The sequence below is a fragment of the Chryseobacterium sp. 1B4 genome, from assembly GCF_036631475.1.
GTDB lineage: Bacteria > Bacteroidota > Bacteroidia > Flavobacteriales > Weeksellaceae > Chryseobacterium.
This window is the reverse complement of the sequence record NZ_JAPNUF010000009.1, coordinates 342,612-364,925: the sequence shown is the minus strand read 5'-3', so window position 1 is coordinate 364,925 and position 22,314 is coordinate 342,612. Positions and strand designations below refer to the sequence as shown.

16 protein-coding genes, 1 pseudogene and 1 riboswitch are annotated in these 22,314 nt (G+C 37.4%); of the genes and pseudogenes, 8 read left to right on the top strand and 9 right to left on the bottom strand.

Translation table 11 applies throughout. The features are described 5' to 3' along the window. Positions 1–23 precede the first annotated feature (23 nt). Positions 24–431, bottom strand: coding sequence for a type II 3-dehydroquinate dehydratase (locus OWR28_RS21105; RefSeq protein ID WP_332388379.1), 408 nt, complete (start codon positions 429–431; stop codon positions 24–26). A gap of 245 nt (positions 432–676) precedes the next feature. Further along, positions 677–776: riboswitch (SAM riboswitch) on the top strand. Between the two features lie 216 nt (positions 777–992). Between OWR28_RS21105 and OWR28_RS21100 the strand changes: the two genes are divergently transcribed. The 5 genes from OWR28_RS21100 to OWR28_RS21080 all read left to right on the top strand — a co-directional run bounded on the left by OWR28_RS21100 (position 993) and on the right by OWR28_RS21080 (position 5,298). Next, the gene (locus tag OWR28_RS21100) at positions 993–1,430 is read left to right on the top strand and encodes a TonB-dependent receptor plug domain-containing protein (protein WP_332388378.1); all 438 of its coding nucleotides are present in this window, start codon (positions 993–995) and stop codon (positions 1,428–1,430) included. Positions 1,431–1,483: 53 nt separating this feature from the next. After that, positions 1,484–2,152 (top strand): hypothetical protein, encoded by a 669-nt coding sequence (locus OWR28_RS21095; RefSeq protein WP_332388377.1) that lies wholly within the window; start codon positions 1,484–1,486, stop codon positions 2,150–2,152. Positions 2,153–2,213: 61 nt separating this feature from the next. Continuing rightward, the gene (locus OWR28_RS21090) at positions 2,214–3,788 is read left to right on the top strand and encodes a SusC/RagA family TonB-linked outer membrane protein (protein WP_332388459.1); all 1,575 of its coding nucleotides are present in this window, start codon (positions 2,214–2,216) and stop codon (positions 3,786–3,788) included. Between the two features lie 17 nt (positions 3,789–3,805). Further along, the gene (locus OWR28_RS21085; protein WP_332388376.1) at positions 3,806–4,228 is read left to right on the top strand and encodes a hypothetical protein; all 423 of its coding nucleotides are present in this window, start codon (positions 3,806–3,808) and stop codon (positions 4,226–4,228) included. Further along, on the top strand, positions 4,225–5,298 hold the full coding sequence (locus tag OWR28_RS21080) for a RagB/SusD family nutrient uptake outer membrane protein (protein ID WP_332388375.1): 1,074 nt from the start codon (positions 4,225–4,227) through the stop codon (positions 5,296–5,298). Before OWR28_RS21085 ends, OWR28_RS21080 begins: the two co-directional genes overlap by 4 nt. Before the next feature lie 341 nt (positions 5,299–5,639). Here the strand turns inward: OWR28_RS21080 and OWR28_RS21075 are convergent, their stop codons facing one another. Both OWR28_RS21075 and OWR28_RS21070 read right to left on the bottom strand, forming a co-directional pair. Continuing rightward, entirely contained in the window at positions 5,640–5,969 is a 330-nt protein-coding gene (locus OWR28_RS21075) for a hypothetical protein (RefSeq protein ID WP_332388374.1), read from the bottom strand. Beyond that, positions 5,966–6,616: a hypothetical protein gene (locus tag OWR28_RS21070; RefSeq protein WP_332388373.1), complete on the bottom strand. Its 651-nt coding sequence runs from the start codon at positions 6,614–6,616 to the stop codon at positions 5,966–5,968. Before OWR28_RS21070 ends, OWR28_RS21075 begins: the two co-directional genes overlap by 4 nt. A gap of 10 nt (positions 6,617–6,626) precedes the next feature. Between OWR28_RS21070 and OWR28_RS21065 the strand changes: the two genes are divergently transcribed. Further along, complete coding sequence (locus tag OWR28_RS21065) at positions 6,627–6,749, top strand: hypothetical protein (protein WP_332388372.1); 123 nt, start codon at positions 6,627–6,629, stop codon at positions 6,747–6,749. 181 nt (positions 6,750–6,930) lie between these two features. Here the strand turns inward: OWR28_RS21065 and OWR28_RS21060 are convergent, their stop codons facing one another. The 6 genes from OWR28_RS21060 to OWR28_RS21035 all read right to left on the bottom strand — a co-directional run bounded on the left by OWR28_RS21060 (position 6,931) and on the right by OWR28_RS21035 (position 17,061). Continuing rightward, positions 6,931–7,395, bottom strand: coding sequence for a hypothetical protein (locus OWR28_RS21060; protein WP_332388371.1), 465 nt, complete (start codon positions 7,393–7,395; stop codon positions 6,931–6,933). 53 nt (positions 7,396–7,448) lie between these two features. After that, a complete protein-coding gene (locus OWR28_RS21055; protein WP_332388370.1) occupies positions 7,449–8,339 on the bottom strand; it encodes a DUF8616 domain-containing protein in 891 nt (296 codons plus the stop codon). A gap of 85 nt (positions 8,340–8,424) precedes the next feature. Next, complete coding sequence (locus OWR28_RS21050; protein WP_332388369.1) at positions 8,425–9,060, bottom strand: hypothetical protein; 636 nt, start codon at positions 9,058–9,060, stop codon at positions 8,425–8,427. Next, positions 9,060–15,761: an RHS repeat-associated core domain-containing protein gene (locus OWR28_RS21045; protein WP_332388368.1), complete on the bottom strand. Its 6,702-nt coding sequence runs from the start codon at positions 15,759–15,761 to the stop codon at positions 9,060–9,062. The genes OWR28_RS21050 and OWR28_RS21045 overlap by 1 nt, the downstream gene beginning before the upstream one ends. A 4-nt stretch (positions 15,762–15,765) precedes the next feature. Further along, positions 15,766–16,233, bottom strand: a complete 468-nt coding sequence (locus tag OWR28_RS21040; protein ID WP_332388367.1) for a T9SS type A sorting domain-containing protein — start codon at positions 16,231–16,233, stop codon at positions 15,766–15,768. Positions 16,234–16,239: 6 nt separating this feature from the next. Continuing rightward, positions 16,240–17,061 carry a cell wall anchor protein gene (locus OWR28_RS21035; RefSeq protein WP_332388366.1) on the bottom strand — a complete coding sequence of 274 codons (822 nt, stop codon included), beginning with the start codon at positions 17,059–17,061 and terminating at the stop codon, positions 16,240–16,242. 423 nt (positions 17,062–17,484) lie between these two features. Here OWR28_RS21035 and OWR28_RS21030 point away from each other — a divergent pair, with 423 nt between their 5' ends. Next, positions 17,485–17,808, top strand: coding sequence for a DUF6660 family protein (locus tag OWR28_RS21030; RefSeq protein WP_332388365.1), 324 nt, complete (start codon positions 17,485–17,487; stop codon positions 17,806–17,808). A gap of 147 nt (positions 17,809–17,955) precedes the next feature. Next, positions 17,956–22,313 (top strand): annotated as a pseudogene (locus tag OWR28_RS21025) (CusA/CzcA family heavy metal efflux RND transporter). Position 22,314: the final 1 nt, after the last annotated feature.

The following is a 22,314-nucleotide window of genomic DNA, read 5'->3' as shown; positions in this document are numbered from 1 at the left end:
TGAAGCGGAATATAAGCTAAAAATTACTTCAAGCTCAATAAAGCCAATCTGTATCCATCCATTCCAAAACCTGATAAAACCGCATCTGTATTGGCTGCTGTTACAGATTTCTGTCTGAACTCTTCTCTTTTGTAGATATTACTGATGTGAACTTCGATTTTAGGCTTTCGGATATTTTTTAAACAATCCGCAATGGCATAAGAATAATGAGTATAAGCTCCCGGATTAATTACTACTGCATCAAAATCACCTTCCTGAAGCCTGTTGATAAGTTCCCCTTCAATATTCGACTGATAATATTTTAATTCGTGAGAATGAAACTCGGATTTTAAAATTTCCAAATAACTCTCCATAGAAACGCTTCCATAGATTTCCGGTTCCCTGGTACCTAAAAGGTTAAGGTTTGGTCCGTTTATAATTAAAACTTTCATACTATAAAATTAAAAAGTTTTTCCAATAAAATCACATAGAAATTAAACTGTGCTGGATTTTTATGTCATTGAGTTATTAGTAATGATATTTGTCATGTTTAAAAATAATGTAACGTTTGTAACTCCTTATTGTATTGAGTTTTATTAAAATTTTATGTTAATTATTGAAAATTTATCATGAAAAAATGATAAGTCTACTTGTTTTGTAGACTAAAAGTTTTTAGCTTTGCAACCATATTTCGATCGGCTTATAAAGAAAGATGGAGGGAACTGACCCTGTGAAATCTTAACAACCTACCCGTGGGGGCAAGGTGTTACATTCAGCCTTTTAAGGAAAAATAAGCATTTGGTTTATCGTATTTATCGATGCCCTTTGCTGACTTTTCTGCAAAGGGTAAATTTTTAATATATGATAAATAAAATTGATTATGATTAGCAAAAATTTATTCAATTCTAAAATATGGATGCCTCCGGTAGCTGCATTTTTTAGGAGTAGCTAATGTAAATGCGCAGAATTCAAACCCCAAAAAAGACAGCCTTCATGAAAAGGAGATTGATGAAGTGGTAGTGGTAGCGTATGGAAAAGCAAAAAGAAACAGCTATACCGGTTCTGTGGCGACAATTTCCAGTGATAAGATCAATAACAGACCTGTTACCAACATTACCAAAGCATTGGAAGGGCAGGTAGCGGGGATTCAGACGACAAGTGCATCTGGCCAGCCGGGTGCTGTTTCAACCATCCGAATCAGAGGAATTGGTTCAATAAGTGCTTCCAGCGATCCATTATATGTAGTGGATGGAATTCCTTTTGACGGTAACCTGAATTCTATCAGTCCGAGCGATATCGAATCTATAAGTGTTCTGAAAGATGCAACAGCAAGTGCTCTGTATGGTTCAAGAGGAGCAAACGGGATTATCATTATTACCACAAAATCAGGAAAAAAGGAGAAGCCAAAGTTAATTTTAATATCAGCCAGGGTTTCTCCGGAAGAGCAGTAAAAGATTACGAGCAGGTCAATACCGATCAGTATTTTCAATTATATTGGGAGGCGTTGAGAAACGGATATCAGTCCGGGAAAGTTTCTTCCCAGCAGGCAGCTCAGATGGCTACAGATAATCTCGTTTCAACCCTTGGGATCAATCCATACGGGACAGCTTATCCGAAACCTGTAGGAACCGATGGAAAATTATTATCGGGTGCATCACCACTCTGGAATGATGACTGGAGAGATATTTTACAGAGAGTAGCATCAAGAAACCAGGTGGATCTTGATATCAGCGGAGGAAGTGAGAAAAGCAATTACTTCTTTTCCCTTGGTTATCTGGATGACAAAGGGATGGCTATTGAATCTGGCTTTAAAAGATATAATACCAGGCTGAAAATTAATTCTGAAGTTAAGAAATGGTTGAATGTTGGAGTAAACTTAAGCTATACCAACAGTATTCAGCAGGCACCTACTTCTTCGGATTCCAAGGCCAGTAATATCATCAATGCAGCAAGATTCATTCCTTCATTCTATCCTTATTATGAAAGGAATGCGGATGGAACCTACGTTTTGGGTGCTGATGGAAATCCGGTTTATGATTTTGGAAAATACAGGCCTACGAATGCTTTACAGAATCAAAATGCGGCTGCAACCCTTCCGTTAGATAAAAACGAAAATAAAGAAGATAACTTTTCAGGAAAAGGATTCATGGAATTCACTTTTTACCGGAGCTGAAATTCAAAACGAGTTTTTCTGTTGATCTTGTGAATTATAACGGACATTATTATTCAAATCCATTGCTTGGCCAGGAGCAGAAATTGGAGGTTCGGTAACGAAAACGAATACCAGAACGCTTTCGTATACAACCAGCAATATTCTGACCTATGATAAAAAGTTTGGAAAGCATCACATTAACGCGTTAGCAGGACAGGAATTTTATAAGTACGATTATCAGACAATTTCCGGAACAAGAAGCCAGTTTTCATTGCCTTATTACTATGAGCCGGACGCTGCATCACTGCTGGGAAGTTTCAGTGGAAACAGCAATAAATTAAGCTTATTGAGTTTCCTTGGAAAAGTAGAGTATGATTATAATAATACTTACTTCATTTCAGCATCAGGAAGAGCAGACAGTTCTTCAAGATTTGCAAAAGATAACAGATGGGGAAGATTCTGGTCTGTTGGCGGTTCATGGAAAATATCCAATGAAGAATTCATCAAAAGCTTAAATGTTTTCAATCAGTTGACATTACGTGCCAGCTATGGAGGGCAGGGGAATGATAAATTACTTCGTCCAAATGGTCAGCCCCTTTATTACGCTTATCAGGAATTGTACAGGTTTATCAGTCTTGGCGGAGAACCGGGGACCACCCTTGAAAAAACATATACCAATAATGTGAAGTGGGAAACCAACCTTAATTTAAATGTAGGATTGGAATTCGCGATTCTGAATAACAGAGTTAAGGGAAATATCGAATACTTTAAAAGAAAAAGCCAGGACCTTCTCTTTAATATGCCGGTGGCTCCATCGTTGGGAATCAGTGACTATCCTGCCAATATCGGAACGATTCAGAATACAGGGTTTGAATTTTCATTATTCACAACCCCGATTAAAAATGATGATTTCCAGTGGAATGTGGATGTAAACCTGAGTACTTTAAATAATAAAGTGACCAAACTACCCGGAGGTTCTTTGGTGGTGGGGACGAAGTTGCTGACAGTAGGAGGCTCAGTATATGATTTCTTTATTCCGGAATGGGCAGGAGTAGATCCCAGCAATGGAAAACCTTTGTGGAAAACGGTGACTACCGATGCCAGCGGAAACTCAGTAGAAGGAACTACTTCAGAATATTCTAAAGCAACAAAACTGCTGCAAGGTTCTGCATTACCTAAGCTGACAGGAGGAATCAGTACCAGTATTACTTACAAGAATTTTGATTTTTCAGGATTACTGACATTCAAAATCGGAGGTAAAATTTTAGATACCGATTATACTTCCATCATGCATAACGGAAGTGCCGGAGGACGCGCATGGAGTTCTGAAATCCTGAACAGATGGACGCCTGATAATCCTTACACAGATGTTCCTGCATTAAGTACAACAACGAATAACTGGACATCAACGTCTTCAAGATTTTTATATTCAGGTACGTATGCAAGGCTGAAAAATGTGAGCTTGGGATACACACTTCCTGAAGGTTATTTTGAGAAAATAGGACTCAAAAAGTTCAGAATTTATATTCAGGCGGAAAACCTTCTGACCTTCTATAAACATAAGGGAATGGATCCTGAACAGGCTTTGGACGGAACAACGTATTACAGATATCCTGCCATGAGAACGGTCACTTTTGGTCTTCAGGCAACGCTTTAACCTTTAAAATTGAAATAATGAAAAAATTAAAATATATATCGTTTGCAATCATTGGATTTTTGTCACTGGCAAGCTGTGAAAGCGATCTGGACACTGCTCCGACTGATCAGGCTAACAGCGTAGAAGTTTTCAAAACCGCTGAAAGTGCTGAAACAGTAGTGAACGGTACCTGGGCAAAGTTTAATAATGACGGGACAACCTATGCCAATATCGGGTATTCCACTGTTTTAAGGGCCAGCGATGCGATGGGAAGTGATGTTGCCGTATTAACGAATAAGTACGGTTTCGCTTCCACCTATGCTTTTACCGAAATGGTGAACAGTACAGCAAGCCGTCCGTTATTTATCTGGTCTCTGTTGTATTCCACCATCAATAATATGAATAATGTCATTACAAGAATTGACGGTACGGAAGGAAGCCAGGAGAAAAAGACCAGGTGAAAGGACAGGCAAAAGCATTACGTGCTTTCTGCTATCTGAATCTGGCGAGCTTTTATCAGTTCAGCTATCTTAAAGATAAATCAGCATTGACGGCTCCTATTTATACGGAACCCTCCACAACAAGTACGGTAGGGAAGAAAAGAGCAAGTCTTGAAGAAATCTATACTTTGATTAAAAGTGATCTTACCGATGCAGATAACCTGTTGAAAAATTATACAAGAAATAATAAAGATAAAATCAACCGTTCTGTCGTAAACGGGCTTTTAGCAAGAACTTACCTGAACACGGGTGAATGGAGCAAAGCTTCAGCATCAGCGAAAATTGCAAGGGAAGGTTTCCCTCTGATGGCTCCTGAAAAGTACAAAGAAGGCTTCAATGATATCAACAATTCCGAGTGGATCTGGGGGCATGCACAGACCCAGGAACAGTCTGATGAAAGTTATGCCTTCCATTATCTGGATGTATCTTCTTCAGGGAGTTATTATTACAGCTTTATGGCGGATCCTTATTTTAAAGACCTTTTTGATACCAATGATATCAGATCCCAGTTGTTTTCATGGGACGGGCAGAAAGGAAGGGAAGGATTACTGAGATATGCCAAGTTTAAATTTAAACCAACCCTAATTGCAGATATTGTTTATATGAGAGCTGCAGAAATGTATCTGATCGAAGCGGAAGCGGAAGCCAGAAACGGAAATATTCCTCAGGCAGTCACAGTTTTGAACCAGTTGAAATCTGCCAGAAATGCCAATATTTATAATGGCTCGTTATCGCAAAGTGATGTTATCGCAGCAGTTCTGATTGAAAGAAGAAAAGAATTATTCGGAGAAGGGTTCTCTCTTTCAGATATTATCAGAACGCAGGGAACAGTAGTAAGAAAACCGTTTGTAGATGCTGATGGCAAACCGATAAAAGTTCAGGTAACTACTCCAGACGGTACCGTGAAAACTGTAGACGGTAAAGGCCATTCTGTTCTTGATTTTCCGGATAAATCTGCTTTTGTACCGAACAGCAATTATTACTTATTCAGTATTCCTCAGAGAGAGTTTGAGAATAATCCGAATTTATGAGGTAACCCATAATTAGATTTGATTTTTTTAAACCACTGCTTTTGCGGTGGTTTTTTTGTGAAATAAAAATCCCCCAATCATTTGGGGGATTTTTATTCATTGTTTTTCTACCATATCTGAAGTATTGCTATTACTTCTGTACAGATTCATCCGGAAATTGTAACCTATATGTAGGTAAAATAAATTCATATAGCATTGTTTCAATTTTGACTTATAGCTCCTTTCAAACAGAGGCAACATCGATCTAATAATTAAATTATATTTTAATTCTAACTTCGATTTACTTTTCAAATAAAAAACAGAATTTCCGTCACCGGGTTTTATCTCTTTTATTAAGTCAATCATATCTCTTTCAAAAAAATCATTATCTCGAATACTATCCAATTTTTTTGATAGAATGTTGATGATTGATTAGGTGCTATGATAGCATAAACATTTATAGGATAATCCCCTTCTTTTCCTCCCTGGGTGGAAAGGCTTTTATAGTTTTTATCTCCAAATTCAAGTGTATTAGGTGTTGGAAAAATAATGTTTTGAGAAGTATTATTTTCAAATGAAAGAATCAACTCATTATTATTCCTACTATATTTTAAGCTAAAAACATTATTTTCTTTCTGTTTACAAGAAAATAAACTAAATATTGTTAGTAAGATTATTGTGAAATTTTTCATTTTAATGTACTTTTTAAATAATTATTAAAAATAGGTTTTATTTTATTCATAAGCCCTTCTAATGATTTATCATAAAATGCGTCAGTATTAAATCCTTCCATGTTTAAATTTAATTTTTGCCATTTTCGGAATTTCACGTACTTCTCTTCCCATCTCGAAGTATAATATTCATGAGCTGATGCCCTCTGATGAGTCGTAGATAATGTATAATCATCAAAAAGTCTGGCATTATTTAAAATTGTATGAAATGTTTCATGTCCCATAGTCAGATCTAATTGTTCTAAGCTAACAAATGTTCCTGTTGGAAGATATATTCTTTGATAAACAAGTTTTCCCTTATGTGTAAGAGTTTCGGTCAGACCAAATGCTCTTCCTCTCGGTCCATCAATTAAACCTGAACTTTTGTCAAAACTATAACCTTTCTCTCGTAGATTTGAACTCAGATCACTTGTTTCATCAACTAGATGCCAGCTTCCTCTGATGAATTGATTTTTGTATCGGCTGTCAGCAACCTTTTTTACTGTATCTAGATTAAACTCAGCTTTTGTTGGACCACTTAAGGTATTATTATCATCAGCAAGCATTTCATCAACTTGATATTCATAAGAATTATAAAATTTATTTAATGTCCAAGTTATTCCTGTCACAGCAGCACTAATGACAGCACCTTTCAGTACTCCTTCAGGGAAGTTTTGCCCGGTAAGTAAAGCTGTTACTCCACCTGTTCCTGCTCCTACAAAAGCACTGCTTCCTACCGATCCCCAGAAACTACCGCACTGAATATTTTTTCAGCTCCAGTGAAGGTGTATCACAACTAGATGATGTGGGGTGAGACTCGCTTAAACGAAACCCCTTCTCGTATTGTGATACAGGAAAATTTCATAAAAAAGGCCGTTTTCACGATTTATGAGACGGCCTCTTTCTGTTTTAAAGACTTTATAGTGTTATGCGTGCAAGCGTACTACATTTTGTCTATCTTTTTCTTTATTTCTTCTGCTTTTTTTATGTCTTTAGTAACACCAATCCCATTCCTATAGATTTCTTCAAGCATTGATGCAGAGTTTACATCATTTAATAAAATGCCTTTTTCCAGATATTTTAAAGCTTCAGATTTAGCTTTTGCATTAATCTTTGAAAAATCCGAAATATCTCTATATGAATTATTATTATTCATAGCGACAATATCTTCAAAAGCTTGTCGATATCCGTCTCCTTTATTGTATTTATTAGCCATTATAAGAGAATATTTATGTAACTCTTTATAATTTGAGTTTTCTGTATAATGAATAGTAAGCCTACTAAATGAATAATTATCCCCTTTATTTACTACCTCTCTCTTAAACTCTTCTAAATCTTTATTACTAAGAACTGTATCAGAAATAATATTTCTTTCATAAACTATTGGTGTGTCGATCGTTTTTGGCATTGAATAGCCTTTTTCATTATTACCTTTTTTACAGTTAAAAGTAATAAATAAAGTTATTGACAACCACCACCAATGCAAACTGGAGCTTTTGTTTTTTGATTCCATAGTATATTGTTAGGTATATATTTATATTTATCTAATAACCCTGTTATATTTTGTCCATCTACGAAATGGTTCCATCTTCCCGGATTGAAAAATTTGAATCTTCCAGCAATGTCAGTATAGATCCTTCCGTTAGCCATTTCTCCAGCAAAAAATTTAGTGGAAGGAGCAATAAACTCGGCATTTCTGAAGGCTTTGGAAAACTTACTCGCAATGCCATTACTCCATCTGCCTGTTTGACATGACATTAATTCTACTCTAATGCTACCTCCATGTTCTCTAAAGTTTCTCCATACTTCACTTCGTTGCATTAAAATTTTATCAAATTGTTCGGGTGTTGTAATAGGGATATGATCAGGGCCAATAATAAGATTAGGAGCACCGTGTGTGTATATTCTAATTCCTCTTTCTGGTACGCTCGTATCAAGTTCTGCAGCTTTATATAAATACCCGTCTTTTTCCTTATTAAACCAGTTTAATTTGTCTCCTCGAACATCATTTGATGCTGCAGCAGTATTCCCGTTTGCATCAGCATAATTCCTTCCTGCTTCTGATGCAGTGAATAAATTACTAAAACTATAACTCACAGCAGCTACACCTCCCCCAATTACAGCACCTTTTAATACTCCTTCAAGGAAATTCTGTCCGTTAATTAGAGCTGTTACACCTCCTGTTCCTGCTCCTACAAAAGCACTGCTTCCTACCGATCCCCAGAAACCACTGGCACTGAATACCTGTCCCAGTCCCCCGGAGACTCCGCCTGTGACAGCACCCATTAAGAGGGCATTGGCAAAACCATTCCATGACCAGCTGTTCATGACCAGTGCCTGTATCGCATACATCCCTGCGCTGACCAGTGTTCCTACTGCTACTCCCAGATCACCGGAGCAGCCAGCAGAAAAATTTTACTATACGAGAATAAACATTTTAATTGGTAATATCTTTTTCTGAAAGCTTTAAAACTAAACTGTCTTCTATTACAGGTTGTGCTACAAACTTTGCATTTCCAAAATTGAGCTTTGAAAACCTTTTTAAGTATTCTCCTTCTGGATAATTTCCTTTTAATACTTTATCATAAGGGTAATAGTTTTGTTTAAATTTTGATGAATAAATGCTCTGAGATAAGTTTTTTACTGATTTTATAAATAAATTATATTTTACATTTATAACATCATTGTTTTTTAAAAATAAAACAGTATGCCCATCACCAGGCCTTTCATCCCCTAGAAAATTTTCATTACCAATTTCAGCTAGATATGTATTGCGGACGCTATCTAGTTTTCTCTGATATTTTTTTGAAGATTGTCCTTGGTTTATTACAGCATACACATTTATTGGATAGTATTCTTCTCGGCTTCCTCGTGTAGAATAACTTTTATAATTCCTGTCACTAAATTCCAAGGAATTCGGAACCAAAAAGATAATATCAGTACCTGTGTTGTTTTTTAATTGAAGGTGTATCTGTTGATTTTCCTTTATATACTTTAAATAGAGTATATCTTTTCGTTTGTCTTCACAAGAAAGAAGAAATATAAAACAAATTAAAAGAAATCTGTAATTCATTATTTTAATGTACTTTTTAAATAATTATTAAAAATAGGTTTTATTTTATTCATAAGCCCTTCTAATGATTTATCATAAAATGCGTCAGTATTAAATCCTTCCATGTTTAAATTTAATTTTTGCCATTTTCGGAATTTCACGTACTTCTCTTCCCATCTCGAAGTATAATATTCATGAGCTGATGCCCTCTGATGAGTCGCAGATAATGTATAATCATCAAAAAGCCTGGCATTATTTAAAATCGAATGGAAGATTTCATGTCCCATAGTCAGATCTAATTGTTCTAAGCTAACAAATGTTCCTGTTGGAAGATATATTCTTTGATAAACAAGTTTTCCCTTATGTGTAAGAGTTTCGGTCAGACCAAATGCTCTTCCTCTCGGTCCATCAATTAAACCTGAACTTTTGTCAAAACTATAACCTTTCTCTCGTAGATTTGAACTCAGATCACTTGTTTCATCAACTAGATGCCAGCTTCCTCTGATGAATTGATTTTTGTATCGGCTGTCAGCAACCTTTTTTACTGTATCTAGATTAAACTCAGCTTTTGTTGGACCACTTAAGGTATTATTATCATCAGCAAGCATTTCATCAACTTGATATTCATAAGAATTATAAAATTTATTTAATGTCCAAGTTATTCCTGCCACAGCACCACCGATTACCGCACCTTTTAATACTCCTTCAAGGAAGTTTTGCCCGGTAAGTAAAGCTGTTACACCTCCTGTTCCTGCTCCTACAAAAGCACTGCTTCCTACCGATCCCCAGAAACCACTGGCACTGAATACCTGTCCCAGTCCACCGGAGACTCCGCCTGTGACAGCACCCATTAAGAGGGCATTGGCAAAACCATTCCATGACCAGCTGTTCATGACCAGTGCCTGTATCGCATACATCCCTGCGCTGACCAGTGTTCCTACTGCTACTCCCCAAATTACCGGGGCAACATATGTTAAGAAAAATCCTGCTGCCCATGCAAACTCTCCACTCGGATCATTAAACATCAGGGGATTATTCAATACATACCCATACTTGTTATAGTTTTGGGTATTGTTGGGATCCTGAATATTCTCATCTGCATTTAAGAATCTTCTCAATAAAGGATCATACAATCTACCATTCATATGGATGATGCCTACTTCTGCAAAATGTTCGTGGCTGGTGTAGCCCCTGTCTATAGCGAGATCTTTCGACAAGCTCAGGATGACATCTTTGTCTGTAATAATCGCTCCGTTTCCAATCTGAAGATGGGTGAAATTACCCCAGGCATCAAAATGTCTTTGTTCCAATTTGTTTCCCGCTTCATCACTGATCGCTAAAATACTTCCGATATAATCTTTATGCAAAAACTTATAAGAACCGCTGCTCTCTGCGAAGTTTTTTAAATATACAATATTTGATTCATATGGTGTTCCACCAATATAAAGAACATGCTTTTCCTTTCCGGTTGTATTATCTTTTACCACTTCAAAGTTCCCGTTCTCACTATAAAACTTAGTGAACTTACCATCACCACCGACACTGAAATTACCTCCATAGGTGACTCTCTGTCTCATTGAAGTTAAACCATACTGGAAGGCTGCATCCCCCTTCATTCCATCAATGAATACAGGATCATTGTTCTCATTATAGGTAATGCTTTGGATCAGATCATTATTATAATTCTGTTCTCCGGCTGCATTTAATGTCATTCCGGTAGGCTGGTAGATCTTAGCAGAATTTTCAAACTTAATTGTTCCTACCTGATCGTTTTGGGTAATTCTTCCTTTGATGTCATAGACATTTCTGCTAGATTGAGGCTTAACTCCTGTAACAGGGTTTGTCCAGTTTATCAAACGATTATTGTCATCATAATCAAACGATTCTGTAATATTAAAATCACCTCCAGTTGTTCTGGTTTCTAATTCATTTTTAACAGCGTTAAAGTTATAAGCAAGTTGTAAAATGCCTGGTTTAATGGCTGAAGAATGATTAACCTGGCTTAAGGTTCCGTCATTTTCAAAAGATTGATTGATCTCTGCTGCCCCTAGCTGGGCCTTAAGAACCTGTCCTCTTGAATTCACTTCCTTTAACTCCCATAGTACTTTACCTGATGCCTTATCTTTAATCTGATACAGTTCACCATTCCATGGGTTGTATACATTCTCAATCTGAACTGTAGTAAGGGCACCAGAAGAGTATAATTGCTTTTCATAAGAAATCACCCTTCCTTTATCATCATAAGTAAACCCTTTTTCAATAAAGTATTTTCCGTTGCTACTTTCTGATGAAGATGTTAATCTTCCTTGTGGGTCATAAGAAACACTGAAAGTATACGCTTGCCCTTTAGATGTTCCGGATTTGGAAATAAGTCTTCCTTTATTATCGTATGAATACGAAATCAGTTTATTGGTCGCCTGTCCTCCGTCTGTTGTTGAAATCTCCTTCTGCGAGATGAGCTGACCTAAGTTATTATAGGTAAATTCTTTTGTTCCTTTTGGACTGGTTGTTTTTTTGGGCTGTCCAAGTCCATCGTATCCATATTTGTAAATGCCATTGGAAGGATCGTTAAATTCTGATTTTCTCCCCCAGGCGTCGTACTTAGTAGTCACAATGTTTTCTGCATATTGAGCCTTGATCTGTTCTCCTGCCGCATTGTAAGTAAACTGAATTGTTCCACCTTTGTCCGTGGAAGAACTTACATTGCCTAAGGCATCGGTAGTTTTTGACGTTGTCCTTTGATATCCATTTAGTTCTTTTACAGTTGTAACTAAGCCTGAAACAGATGTTTCCGTTTGCTTACCACTAAATGAAGTGGCTGTTATTTTAGCAGGAAAAACCGTGTCATCATAAGCAATGGTATTAAATTGACTTGGACTCTGCCCGACAAAGTAAGACTCAGACTCTTTTATTTTTCTGCCCAGCACATCATACCCGGTCTCCTGAGATACAAATTGTCCCTGTCCAAATGCCTTCGCAGATACTTTATATTCCTGTCCCAGCTTATTGGTATATTTTTTTGAAATATCTCCATCCGGATGATACTGTGTAACAGTGATATTAGAATTGTTATCTCTGCTATACTGATAGGTGGTTGTACCTCCAAGATTGGTTTTAGAGCTCAATAATTTTCCCCAGCCATCATACACATTCTCAAGCGTATTTCCTAAAGCGTCAGTTTGTTTTTTGATCTGCCCCCAATCATTATATTCAATACCTGTTTCTAATCCTAAATGATCTGTTTTCTTTACAACAAATCTTCCCTTTGAATCATATGCCGTTGCATTTGTCTGGGTCTGGGAGTCTACACTGTTGCTGATTGTCTTCTGGGTAATATTTCCAAAACCGTCATAGGTGTAGGTTTCAAGCAAATACCCTGTATTATCACGATTCCAGGATTTTAAGGTTTTTAACAGATTGTTTTCATACGTGTATTCTTCTTTGGAAGATTTTATATCACCATAAGCCTGTGACTTTTCTGTTTTGTTTTTTGGACGTCCCACAAAATAATCAGGTCCCACTGCTGATATATTATGAATATATTCAAAATCCGACGAGGTTACGACATAGCCATTATTTACATTGATTACTGTCTGTTTGGGAAGATAATAATCACCGTAAATAATAGAACTGTTTGATACTGTTCCAGTGAGGAAGTCCTTGGTTTTAGTACTTTTTGGAACAGTAACTGTAACAACCTTTGGTTTATCAGTATCAGAAACGGGTGTACTTACCACCTGTCCGTCTAATAATTTATAAGTATCATATAGGGTGGATTTAAAGCTCAATAGCTGAGTGTTGTTCTCAGAAATATCTGTTGGGAAAATATTGTTTTCATTGGTAGTTCTGATGCTCCATTCTTTTACCGGGGCTCCATCAAAAACAGGATCAATCTCTACTCCCGACCAGATTTTAGTGTTTTCAAATCCATCAGCATACCATGAGCTGCGGGCAGACTGATGGTATCCCATCATCCCTTTGCCCTGTAAATGCCCTGTCATCCCTCTGTATCGGAAATCCTGCTTTCTGCCTTCTTGCCTAAGTTGTGATACTGCATAGGACTGATCTGCTCTGCTTAATGAAAAATAAGGGTAATATTCTTTTTTTACTTTTTGATAAAAATTAGGAAGAGCTGGATCATTTGGAATCACCTCCTGATAGTCTGCTGATGTAACGATACCTCCTTGCGTAATAGATTGTACCTGGGCTAACTTTCCAACGGGTGAAGGGGATTTTAGCTTATGCATTCTCTTTTTCCAGAATAACAGTACATCATAATAGTTGTTGTTGACTTTTACCTGTGAGGTGACGGGAGAGAATAAAGCAAATTCACTGGAACTGGTAACATAATTATATCCTCCATAATTATAACTGGTATAAAAATCAGGGCTTCCATTTGCCATAGCTCCATTAGCCGTATAAGCAGCAATAGTATAGCCATAATATCTTTTAAGTATTAATCCGCTCGAATTTACTACACCCGCTTTATTAAAAGAGTTGATGTGTACAATATCTGATTTTCCGTCCCTGTTAATATCTGAAGTAGTGTAAAAATTCCTGTAAATATTAAACGTAGGATGATTACTATTTTGAAAGTCATCTGGCTTTCTGTATTTCAAAAAATCTGTTTTTAAGACATTGGAAAATCCTTTTCCCGTACCCATATAAAACCTCCAGTTATCTTTATCTTTGTTATCTGTTGTTGGGATCGTAAAGTCAAGGTTTCCATCGCCGTTGAAGTCTCCAAACAACACAGGGTATTCCGTTGCTTTTGTTTCGGCTAAATTACCTGTGAATCTAATTTTCTTGAGATACTTATTAGGAGCTGTTTTTACAAATTCAAATACAGTATAAGTAGTATTGGAGATATCAATAATATCTACTTTCCTATCTCCATCTACATCCAGGTATTGTTGTTTATAATAGGAACTTTCATTGATTCCTGAATCAATAGTATAAGTAGATAAAGGATTATTAGCATTTTTTAAATCAACAATAAAGCTTCTTATAGCATAAGTATTGCATTCAAGTATACTACATGAAGGAGGGCGGTTAGTTGTGTCATTGGATGTTTTATTGACGCAGTTAGGATCATAAACCCACTGACAAACTTCCTTTTCTAATGTGAAGAATATATCTGAAATACCATCCCCATTAAGATCTCCTTCATTTAATTTAGGAGATAACATTTTACAGCCAGCAGGTGGAGGATAATTACTTTTTGTACAAGTTGATTCATCATAAACAAACTTTTCAAATACTTTTACAAATAGGTTATCTCTGAAAATATAGCCTGTGATTTTACCTCCTTCATATTGAACAATTCCATTCCCATTATAGACTTGCCCTTCTTCATCGAGCAATGTATTAACAACTTTAGCTTCTGTATTAAAGGTTTTACCTGTAGAAATATCAGTAAAGGTATTGTTGAGTCCTCCCAGCTTGACCACACCATTATTCAGGGAAAAATCCAAATATCCATCACCGTTAAAATCACCTGTCAGCTTTACGTTTTCAAAGCTATCTACATTATTATCTGAAAACTCTAAAACAGGCTGGGTAGGAGCTGGATAAGTAAAAGCGACCGGATTAGCAGCTTTGTTATCTGCATTGTACTCCGTTATCTTATCAACTGATTGATAATTTGTTCCATTTTTAATGTAATCAATTCCATATTTTTTAAATTGACTACCATTGTAACTTACCTTAATTTCGGACAAAAGTTTATTTTGAGTATATTTTAATCCCTGTACATATGACTGTTCGATCAAGTCCCTGTCTATATAAGTAAATTCAATGCTGTTATAATGAGGTTTGTTTAATGTTTCATTTCCTCCCCATGTTATAGTGGATATTCTGGACACACCGCCATTTATGCCCGTGGAACCAAGTGGTGTATATTCATAGTTGTATGTGATAAAGTTCCCTTGAGGATCTTTCCATTTTGTAATATTATACTCCAATGCTGGGGTCGTATCTCCCATAAATCCTGTTGAAAATGTTTTTTCATATTTAGCTTGAGAACCATTTTCAAAAGTCACTTCCCAATAGTTAGGTCCTGAAATATTTAAACTATGTCCAATAGATTTTATTTTGATATTAGAATATTTTTCCGTCACATATTCTGCACCATCCTTACCATATTCTCCAGATTTCAAAATCAATCGCTGACCATTAAAACTATAATAATCAGAATAATCCATTTGTACTGCTTTAGCTTCTGCGTCTTTATCAATTGTTTTTCCGGCTCTTGAAATAGAGGTAATTCCTGAAATATTCCAGCCATAACCTGCTATTCCATTGGAAGAACCGCTGGTATACATCAAATTAATTTGTGGAGCTACACTTTTCACCCCTGGAGGCAAAGCAATAGGCAAAGTAAATTGTAATTGCCCAGCTCCGTTTACCTCTATATTACCTTTGGTGTCATGAAAACTCTTCCCATCTGGTGCTGTTGTTCCCGATGGATTAGTTGCTCCCGCATTTGAATCTGTGGGACCACCACCCGGGCTTTCCGTTGCAGGACCAATTTTCGCTACAAAAGGATTTGATGAACTTGATGAAGCATAAAATCCCGGAGCTAATACAACCGACTGTGGATCTTGCACCGTCCGCGAGAGGCTTTCTGTCTGATACAGGATGGTCTGTGAAAAGCCCAATACTGAACATAAAGACAGTATGAAGGATGAAAATAGTTGTATTTTCTTATCGTAAAGTTTCATGATTTTATCGTTTGGTAATATTTTTACTGAAAATTCTGCCATCTTTTAGCGTAAAGCGTACAACATATACTCCCCAGTTATAACCTGTCATATTGATTTTAACCTGACGGTTTAAGTCCGGGATATTCTGTTGCTGGAATTTCCAGTGAACTGTACTGTGCTGATACAATGAAACGGATTCTATGAGTCCATCCACTTCTTCTGTCCAGTCTATGGTAAGATAGTCATTAACAGGAACCGGGTACAGACGTATTTGTTTCAGGAATGCTTTTTCATCAATAATGGGAGCTTGTCTGGTAACAGCTGCTACCTTTGACTCTTTTGAAACGATCTCTTCTGCCTTTTTACCAGCAGCGTCGATTCCTCTGTATCTCTGGTTTCCGGCTTCATCGTATTTGAAATAGACTTCAGTTTGGGAAAATCCAAAGAAACCTATCATCAGGGATGACAGTGACAGTAATTTTCTTTTCATTTGTGGTTATTTTTGTGTTGATAAGAGCTGCTGAACCTGTTGTTCCAGTTTTTCAATTTTTGCAGACTGAGCTTTTAAAGTTTTATTTTCCTCCTGAAGTTGGTTTAGTTGTGCTGCCTGATGCTTTATTTGTTTATTCTGGTCAATCGAATAAAGTGTTAACTCTTCGATCTTTTCAAGAAGCTTGGAATTCATTTCAGCAACGTTAATTCCGTTTTCGAGTACTTCCTGAGCAGTGGGAATATTAGGCAAATGACCCTTTTCAATAATGTGTTTTTCAACATTCTCTAAAGATCTCAGTTGGTATTCTTTTTTAAATACATAATCAGCCCATACATTAGCTTTTACTTCAACTTCTTTAGCCTTAATTTTACCGTCAAATCTGGCAATGGCGTTGTTGAAAAATTTCACCCATGTTCCGTTATAGCCATCCTGAATACCGAAATAAGTAGAACCGTCATTACCATCGTTAGGCTGAGCTATAATAATATTATGAGAAACGTCAAGATTTCTTAATACAGTATCTCCTATACCACCACCATAACAGCCATTACATGAAGATTTTCCAATTTGAAACCTTCCTTGTGAATTAGCAATTTCAAGAAGAGTATTTTCATTGTTATAGACTCTTAGTGTAGAAAGGGGATTGGTATCTGTATCATTGAGTCCAACTCTTAAAGATCCATTAGGCAGTATACGAAGTGATGGGTTATTATTGGCTTTAAGAACCAACGGCTGATTATCTGTAGTTCCAATAAAATTGTTGGACGGGTTAGTTCCTGAGTTTCCTGTAATGTTCCAGCTTTGGGCCCATGAAAGGAATGGCATTAATAATGCCGCTAAACATAATTTTTTTCATAAAATGTGTATTTTAAAACCTTTTTCAGGTTGTTATTTTAAAATGAAAACAGGTATCCGGATTGCTTCCCCTAAAACTTTTGAACTCACTTTCATCGATCCGTGGATCTGCTTCCAATTTTGTGGTGCTCAGGATTTCAGCTTCCTGAATGCATTAAAAGTACTTTTTTTAAACATGAATTTGTATAATGTGTTGATTTTAAGCAAGTTTTATGATTAATAGTATGTAGTGAAGATAAGCATAGAAATAACATTTGTTTTTTATGACAAACTTCTGTTTAGTGGGAAAATATTTTTTTTAAAACACCTTGAAAACTGTGCATTATGATAGAATATTATATGGAAAAGAGCAGTTACAGTCTTATTTAACAAAAAATCTCTACCTTTGTAACAATGAACCTCTTAAGATGGATACTGGCAGTTTACTTTATGGCGTTATCATTGATGCCATGTGCTGATGTATCCCATCCGCAGAATTCGGGGAATAAAACAGCTTCCCTGAGTGTTCAGGAAAATCATTCAAAAGAAAAAGGAGACATCTGTTCTCCGCTGTGTACATGCAGCTGCTGCCAGATGACGGTTTCAGCATTTAAGATGGATCCATTACTGGAAATTCCGGAACAGATTCCGGCTTACTTTTCAAAGAAGATCTTATTCCACAAAAATGACTTTGCTTACCAGATTTATGATCCTATCTGGCAGCCTCCTAAAATTTAATTTTTATTGATTTTCAGAAAGTTTTGCTTTCTGATAGTTATCTGTGCTTGAAACTTTGCAATACCATTGCAGAGGTTTTCAGGATATTTTTGCTGCAGTATTATACGCTGTATGCATTCATTTTTCAATAAAAATTAAATACAAATTGTGTTAGATAAAATTATAAGATTCAGTATCAAAAACAAGGTAATCATTGGTTTGATGACCCTGGTGCTGATCATCTGGGGTACCTGGAGTGCTACCAGATTACCCATAGATGCGGTGCCGGATATTACCAACAATCAGGTACAGATTATTACCGTATGCCCTACATTGGCGGGGCAGGAAGTGGAACAGCTGGTTACTTTTCCCATTGAGCAGAGTATTGCCAATGTTCCCGATATTCAGGAAACAAGAAGTATTTCAAGATTCGGGCTCTCTGTAATTACAGTGGTGTTCAAAGAAAATGTAGATGTTTACTTTGCGAGACAGCTCATTAATGAACAGCTGAAAAATGCAGTGGAAGAAATTCCCAAAGGGGTAGGAACTCCTGAGCTGGCTCCCGTAAGTACAGGCCTTGGGGAAGTGTATCAGTATATTCTTCACCCTAAAAAAGGAAGCGAGAAGAAATACAATGCCAAGGAACTCCGTACCATGCAGGACTGGATCGTCCGGAGACAGTTAAACGGAACACCGGGAGTGGCGGAGATCAACAGTTTCGGGGTGAATTAAAGCAATATGAAGTGGCTATCGACCCCAATCGTTTGAAAGCAATGGGAACCAGCATCACCGAAATATTTACGGCTCTTGAAAAAAACAATCAGAATACAGGAGGAGCTTACATTGATAAAAAGCCGAATGCTTATTTTATCCGTGGAATTGGTTTGGTAACTTCACTTGAGGATATCAAAAACATTGCTGTTAAAAACGAAACAGGAAGCGTTCCGATTTTTATAAAGGATGTAGCCGATGTCCGTTTAGGAAGTGCTGTCCGTTATGGTGCATTAACCTATGACGGAAAAGTAGATGCTGTAGGTGGAGTAGTGATGATGCTAAAAGGGGCCAACAGTAATGAAGTGGTCAGCAATATTAAAGCAAAAATTCCCACCATTCAGAAATCTCTTCCGGATGATGTGGTGATAGAACCATTCCTTGACAGGACAGATCTGGTAGACAGGGCAATCAATACCGTGGAGAAAAACCTGATCGAAGGAGCTTTGATCGTTATTTTCGTTCTTGTGATTTTTCTTGGAAACCTGAGAGCGGGACTTATCGTGGCTTCAGCCATTCCGCTTTCCTTGCTGTTTGCGCTAGGAATGATGAATGTTTTCGGAGTAAGTGCCAATCTGATGAGCCTTGGAGCCATTGACTTCGGATTGATTGTTGACGGTGCTGTAATTATTGTAGAAGCCACATTGCATCATTTAGGCGTAAGAAAATCTGTCCGTGCTTTGACACAGTCTGAAATGGATGAAGAAGTGTTTCTTTCTGCATCAAAGATCAGAAGTAGTGCCGCTTTCGGAGAAATCATCATTCTTATCGTATACATCCCGATTCTTACATTGGCTGGCGTAGAAGGAAAAATGTTTACTCCAATGGCTAAAACAGTAGGTTTTGCCATTTTGGGGGCATTGATTCTGTCGTTGACCTACATTCCGATGATGAGTGCCCTGTTTTTATCCAAGAAAATATCCCACAAAGAAACTTTTTCTGATAAAATGATGAACCGCCTGCAAAAGGTATATCAGCCATTATTGCAGAAAGCGATCAAAGTAAAATATATGATTGTTTCAGTGACTGCTGTGGTTTTTCTTATCTCCGCTTTTATTTTCAAGAATATGGGTGGGGAATTTATTCCGCAGCTGCAGGAAGGAGATTTTGCTTTCCACTGTATTTTACCGCAGGGAAGCTCATTAAGTCAGAGTATAGAAACCTCCATGCAGGCATCAAGGATTATCAAGCAGTTTGATGAGGTGAAAATGGTAGTCGGGAAAACCGGTTCTGCTGAGGTACCTACAGATCCGATGCCCCCTGAAGCTACAGATATGATCGTGGTATTAAAACCGCAAAGCGAATGGAAAACCAAAAATCCTACAATGAACTGGCCGATGAGATCAGTGAAAAGCTGGAAACGATTCCTGGAGTATTCTTTGAAAAAACCAACCTATCCAGATGCGTTTCAATGAATTGATGACCGGTATCAGACAGGATGTTGCTGTGAAAATTTTCGGAGAAAACCTTGATTCATTAGCTGTGTATGCAGATAAAGTTGGGAAAATCATTCAGACCGTGGATGGAGCTACAGCGCCTCAGATTGAGAGAGTAAGTGGTCTTCCGCAGATCAATGTACAGTATGACCGAACAAGAATCGCCAATTACGGATTGAATATCGAAGATGTCAATAATGCAGTAAGCACAGCCTTTGCCGGAAAAGCTGCCGGTCAGGTTTTTGAAAATGAGAGACGTTTTGATCTGGTAGTCCGTCTCGACAGCCTTCACAGAACAGACATTTCGGATGTGAATAACCTGATGATTACGTCTGCCAGCGGAGCTCAGATTCCATTATCACAGGTGGCTGATATCAGTTACAAACTTGGACCGGCGCAGATCAGCCGAGAACAGGGAAAACGGAGAATTGTGATAGGTTTCAATGTAAAAGACCGTGATGTGGAAAGTGTGGTGAAGGATATTCAGGCAAAACTGGATAAAGTGAAACTTCCTTCCGGTTACTACTTTACCTATGGAGGACAGTTTGAAAACCTGCAGGAAGCGAGTAAACGCCTGATGATTGCTGTTCCGGTATCATTACTTCTTATTTTTATGCTGCTGTATTTTACATTCCGTTCGTTCAAACAGGCGGCATTGATCTTTACTGCGATTCCTATGAGTGCTATTGGTGGTGTATTTGCGCTTTTGATAAGAGATATGCCATTCAGTATCAGTGCCGGAATCGGGTTTATTGCTCTTTTCGGAGTAGCAGTACTGAACGGAATTGTTTTGATCGGAACATTCAACCAATTAGAAAAAGAGGGTGAAACCGATATTCTGAAAAGGGTATTTGAAGGAACAAAAACCAGATTGAGACCTGTATTAATGACGGCTACAGTAGCTTCATTAGGGTTCTTGCCGATGGCTATTTCCACCGGAGCAGGGGCGGAAGTACAGAAACCTCTTGCCACAGTAGTGATCGGAGGTTTGGTGACAGCTACTTTCCTTACATTATTCGTTTTGCCGATGCTGTATGTCATTTTTAACACAAAGATTTTGAAAAGAAAAAATAATAATACGGGAATGTTTACTGCGATCCTTGTTGTAGGATTCATAATGCTGGGACAGACTTTCAAAGCACAGTCCAGACCGGTTTCTGTAGAACAGGCAGTAGAGCAGGCGTTGAATAATAATCTGACTTTACAGTCAAAAGATTTAAGTATTAAATCCGCCGAAGCATTAAGGCCCACGGCCAAAGAACTTCCTAAGTTAAGTTTTGAAGCACAGCTTGGACAATACAACAGTCCGAAGTTTGACCAGTCGTTTGCGATTTCGCAGAGTATCCCTTTTCCAACACTTTTTAAAGCAAGAAAAGACTTGATCAATGAGAATATTAAAAGCAGGCAGATTGATAAAGAAATCACAGCGAATGAACTGGTAAAACAGGTTCGTACCTACTACTATCAGATCGAATACCTTCAGTATAATAAAGCCCAGCTGACCAGCCTGGACCAATATTATGAGGAATTTATCAGAATTGCAACCGTAAGATTCAAAGCAGGTGATATCAAAAAGATTGAAATCAGTACCGCAGAAACTCAGAAAGGAGAAATTGATCTCCTGCTCAGACAAAATGAAGTCTTTCTGAACAATGCTTATAAGAATTTAAAAACCCTTATGAACACCTCAGAAGATATTGAAGTACCGTTTAATAAAGACTATATTCCTCTGAAAGCAGAAAGTGTGCTCGACAGTACCGTGGTAGCTGACAATCCCACTGTAAAAGCCTTTTACCAGGAAATGGAGATTGCCGAGAAAAACAAAAAAGTTGAAAAATCGCTGGGACTTCCCGATTTCAGTGTGGGATATACCAATCAATCCCTGATAGGTTTCCATACCATCAACGGGCAGGAGAATTTTTATAATTCCGGAAAGCGTTTTCAGTCAGCAACAGTAGGAGTAGCTATTCCATTGACATTTGGAGCTACAAAAGCAAGAATACAGGCGCTGGAATATGAAAAACAGGTCGCCGAAACCAATGCGAAAATGCAGCAAAAACAGCTTTCTGCACAGTTGGAAAATGCATTCAGTCAGTATCAGCAGGACTTACAGCAGTATGAATATTACACGAATCAGGCACTTCCGAATGCTGAAAAAATTGTAAAAGCAGCTCAGCTAGGATATAAAACAGGGAAATTTCCTATGTAGAATATCTTTTTGCCCTGCAGACTGCAACCAATATTCAGTTAAAATACCTGGAATCTATCCAGCAGGTGAACCAATCTGTCGTTACTATTAATTCAATCATCAATAAATAAT

Excerpts from the sequence above, each read along its gene's own strand:
- OWR28_RS21040 (WP_332388367.1), bottom strand. The coding sequence starts at position 16,233 with ATGAAAAGAAAATTACTGTCACTGTCATCCCTGATGATAGGTTTCTTT.
- OWR28_RS21045 (WP_332388368.1), bottom strand. The coding sequence starts at position 15,761 with ATGAAACTTTACGATAAGAAAATACAACTATTTTCATCCTTCATACTG.
- OWR28_RS21075 (WP_332388374.1), bottom strand. The coding sequence starts at position 5,969 with ATGAAAAATTTCACAATAATCTTACTAACAATATTTAGTTTATTTTCT.
- OWR28_RS21050 (WP_332388369.1), bottom strand. The coding sequence starts at position 9,060 with ATGAATTACAGATTTCTTTTAATTTGTTTTATATTTCTTCTTTCTTGT.
- OWR28_RS21065 (WP_332388372.1), top strand. The coding sequence starts at position 6,627 with ATGACAGCACCTTTCAGTACTCCTTCAGGGAAGTTTTGCCCGGTAAGT.
- OWR28_RS21105 (WP_332388379.1), bottom strand. The coding sequence starts at position 431 with ATGAAAGTTTTAATTATAAACGGACCAAACCTTAACCTTTTAGGTACC.
- OWR28_RS21035 (WP_332388366.1), bottom strand. The coding sequence starts at position 17,061 with ATGCCATTCCTTTCATGGGCCCAAAGCTGGAACATTACAGGAAACTCA.
- OWR28_RS21060 (WP_332388371.1), bottom strand. The coding sequence starts at position 7,395 with ATGCCAAAAACGATCGACACACCAATAGTTTATGAAAGAAATATTATT.
- OWR28_RS21030 (WP_332388365.1), top strand. The coding sequence starts at position 17,485 with ATGAACCTCTTAAGATGGATACTGGCAGTTTACTTTATGGCGTTATCA.
- OWR28_RS21055 (WP_332388370.1), bottom strand. The coding sequence starts at position 8,339 with ATGTATGCGATACAGGCACTGGTCATGAACAGCTGGTCATGGAATGGT.
- OWR28_RS21085 (WP_332388376.1), top strand. The coding sequence starts at position 3,806 with ATGAAAAAATTAAAATATATATCGTTTGCAATCATTGGATTTTTGTCA.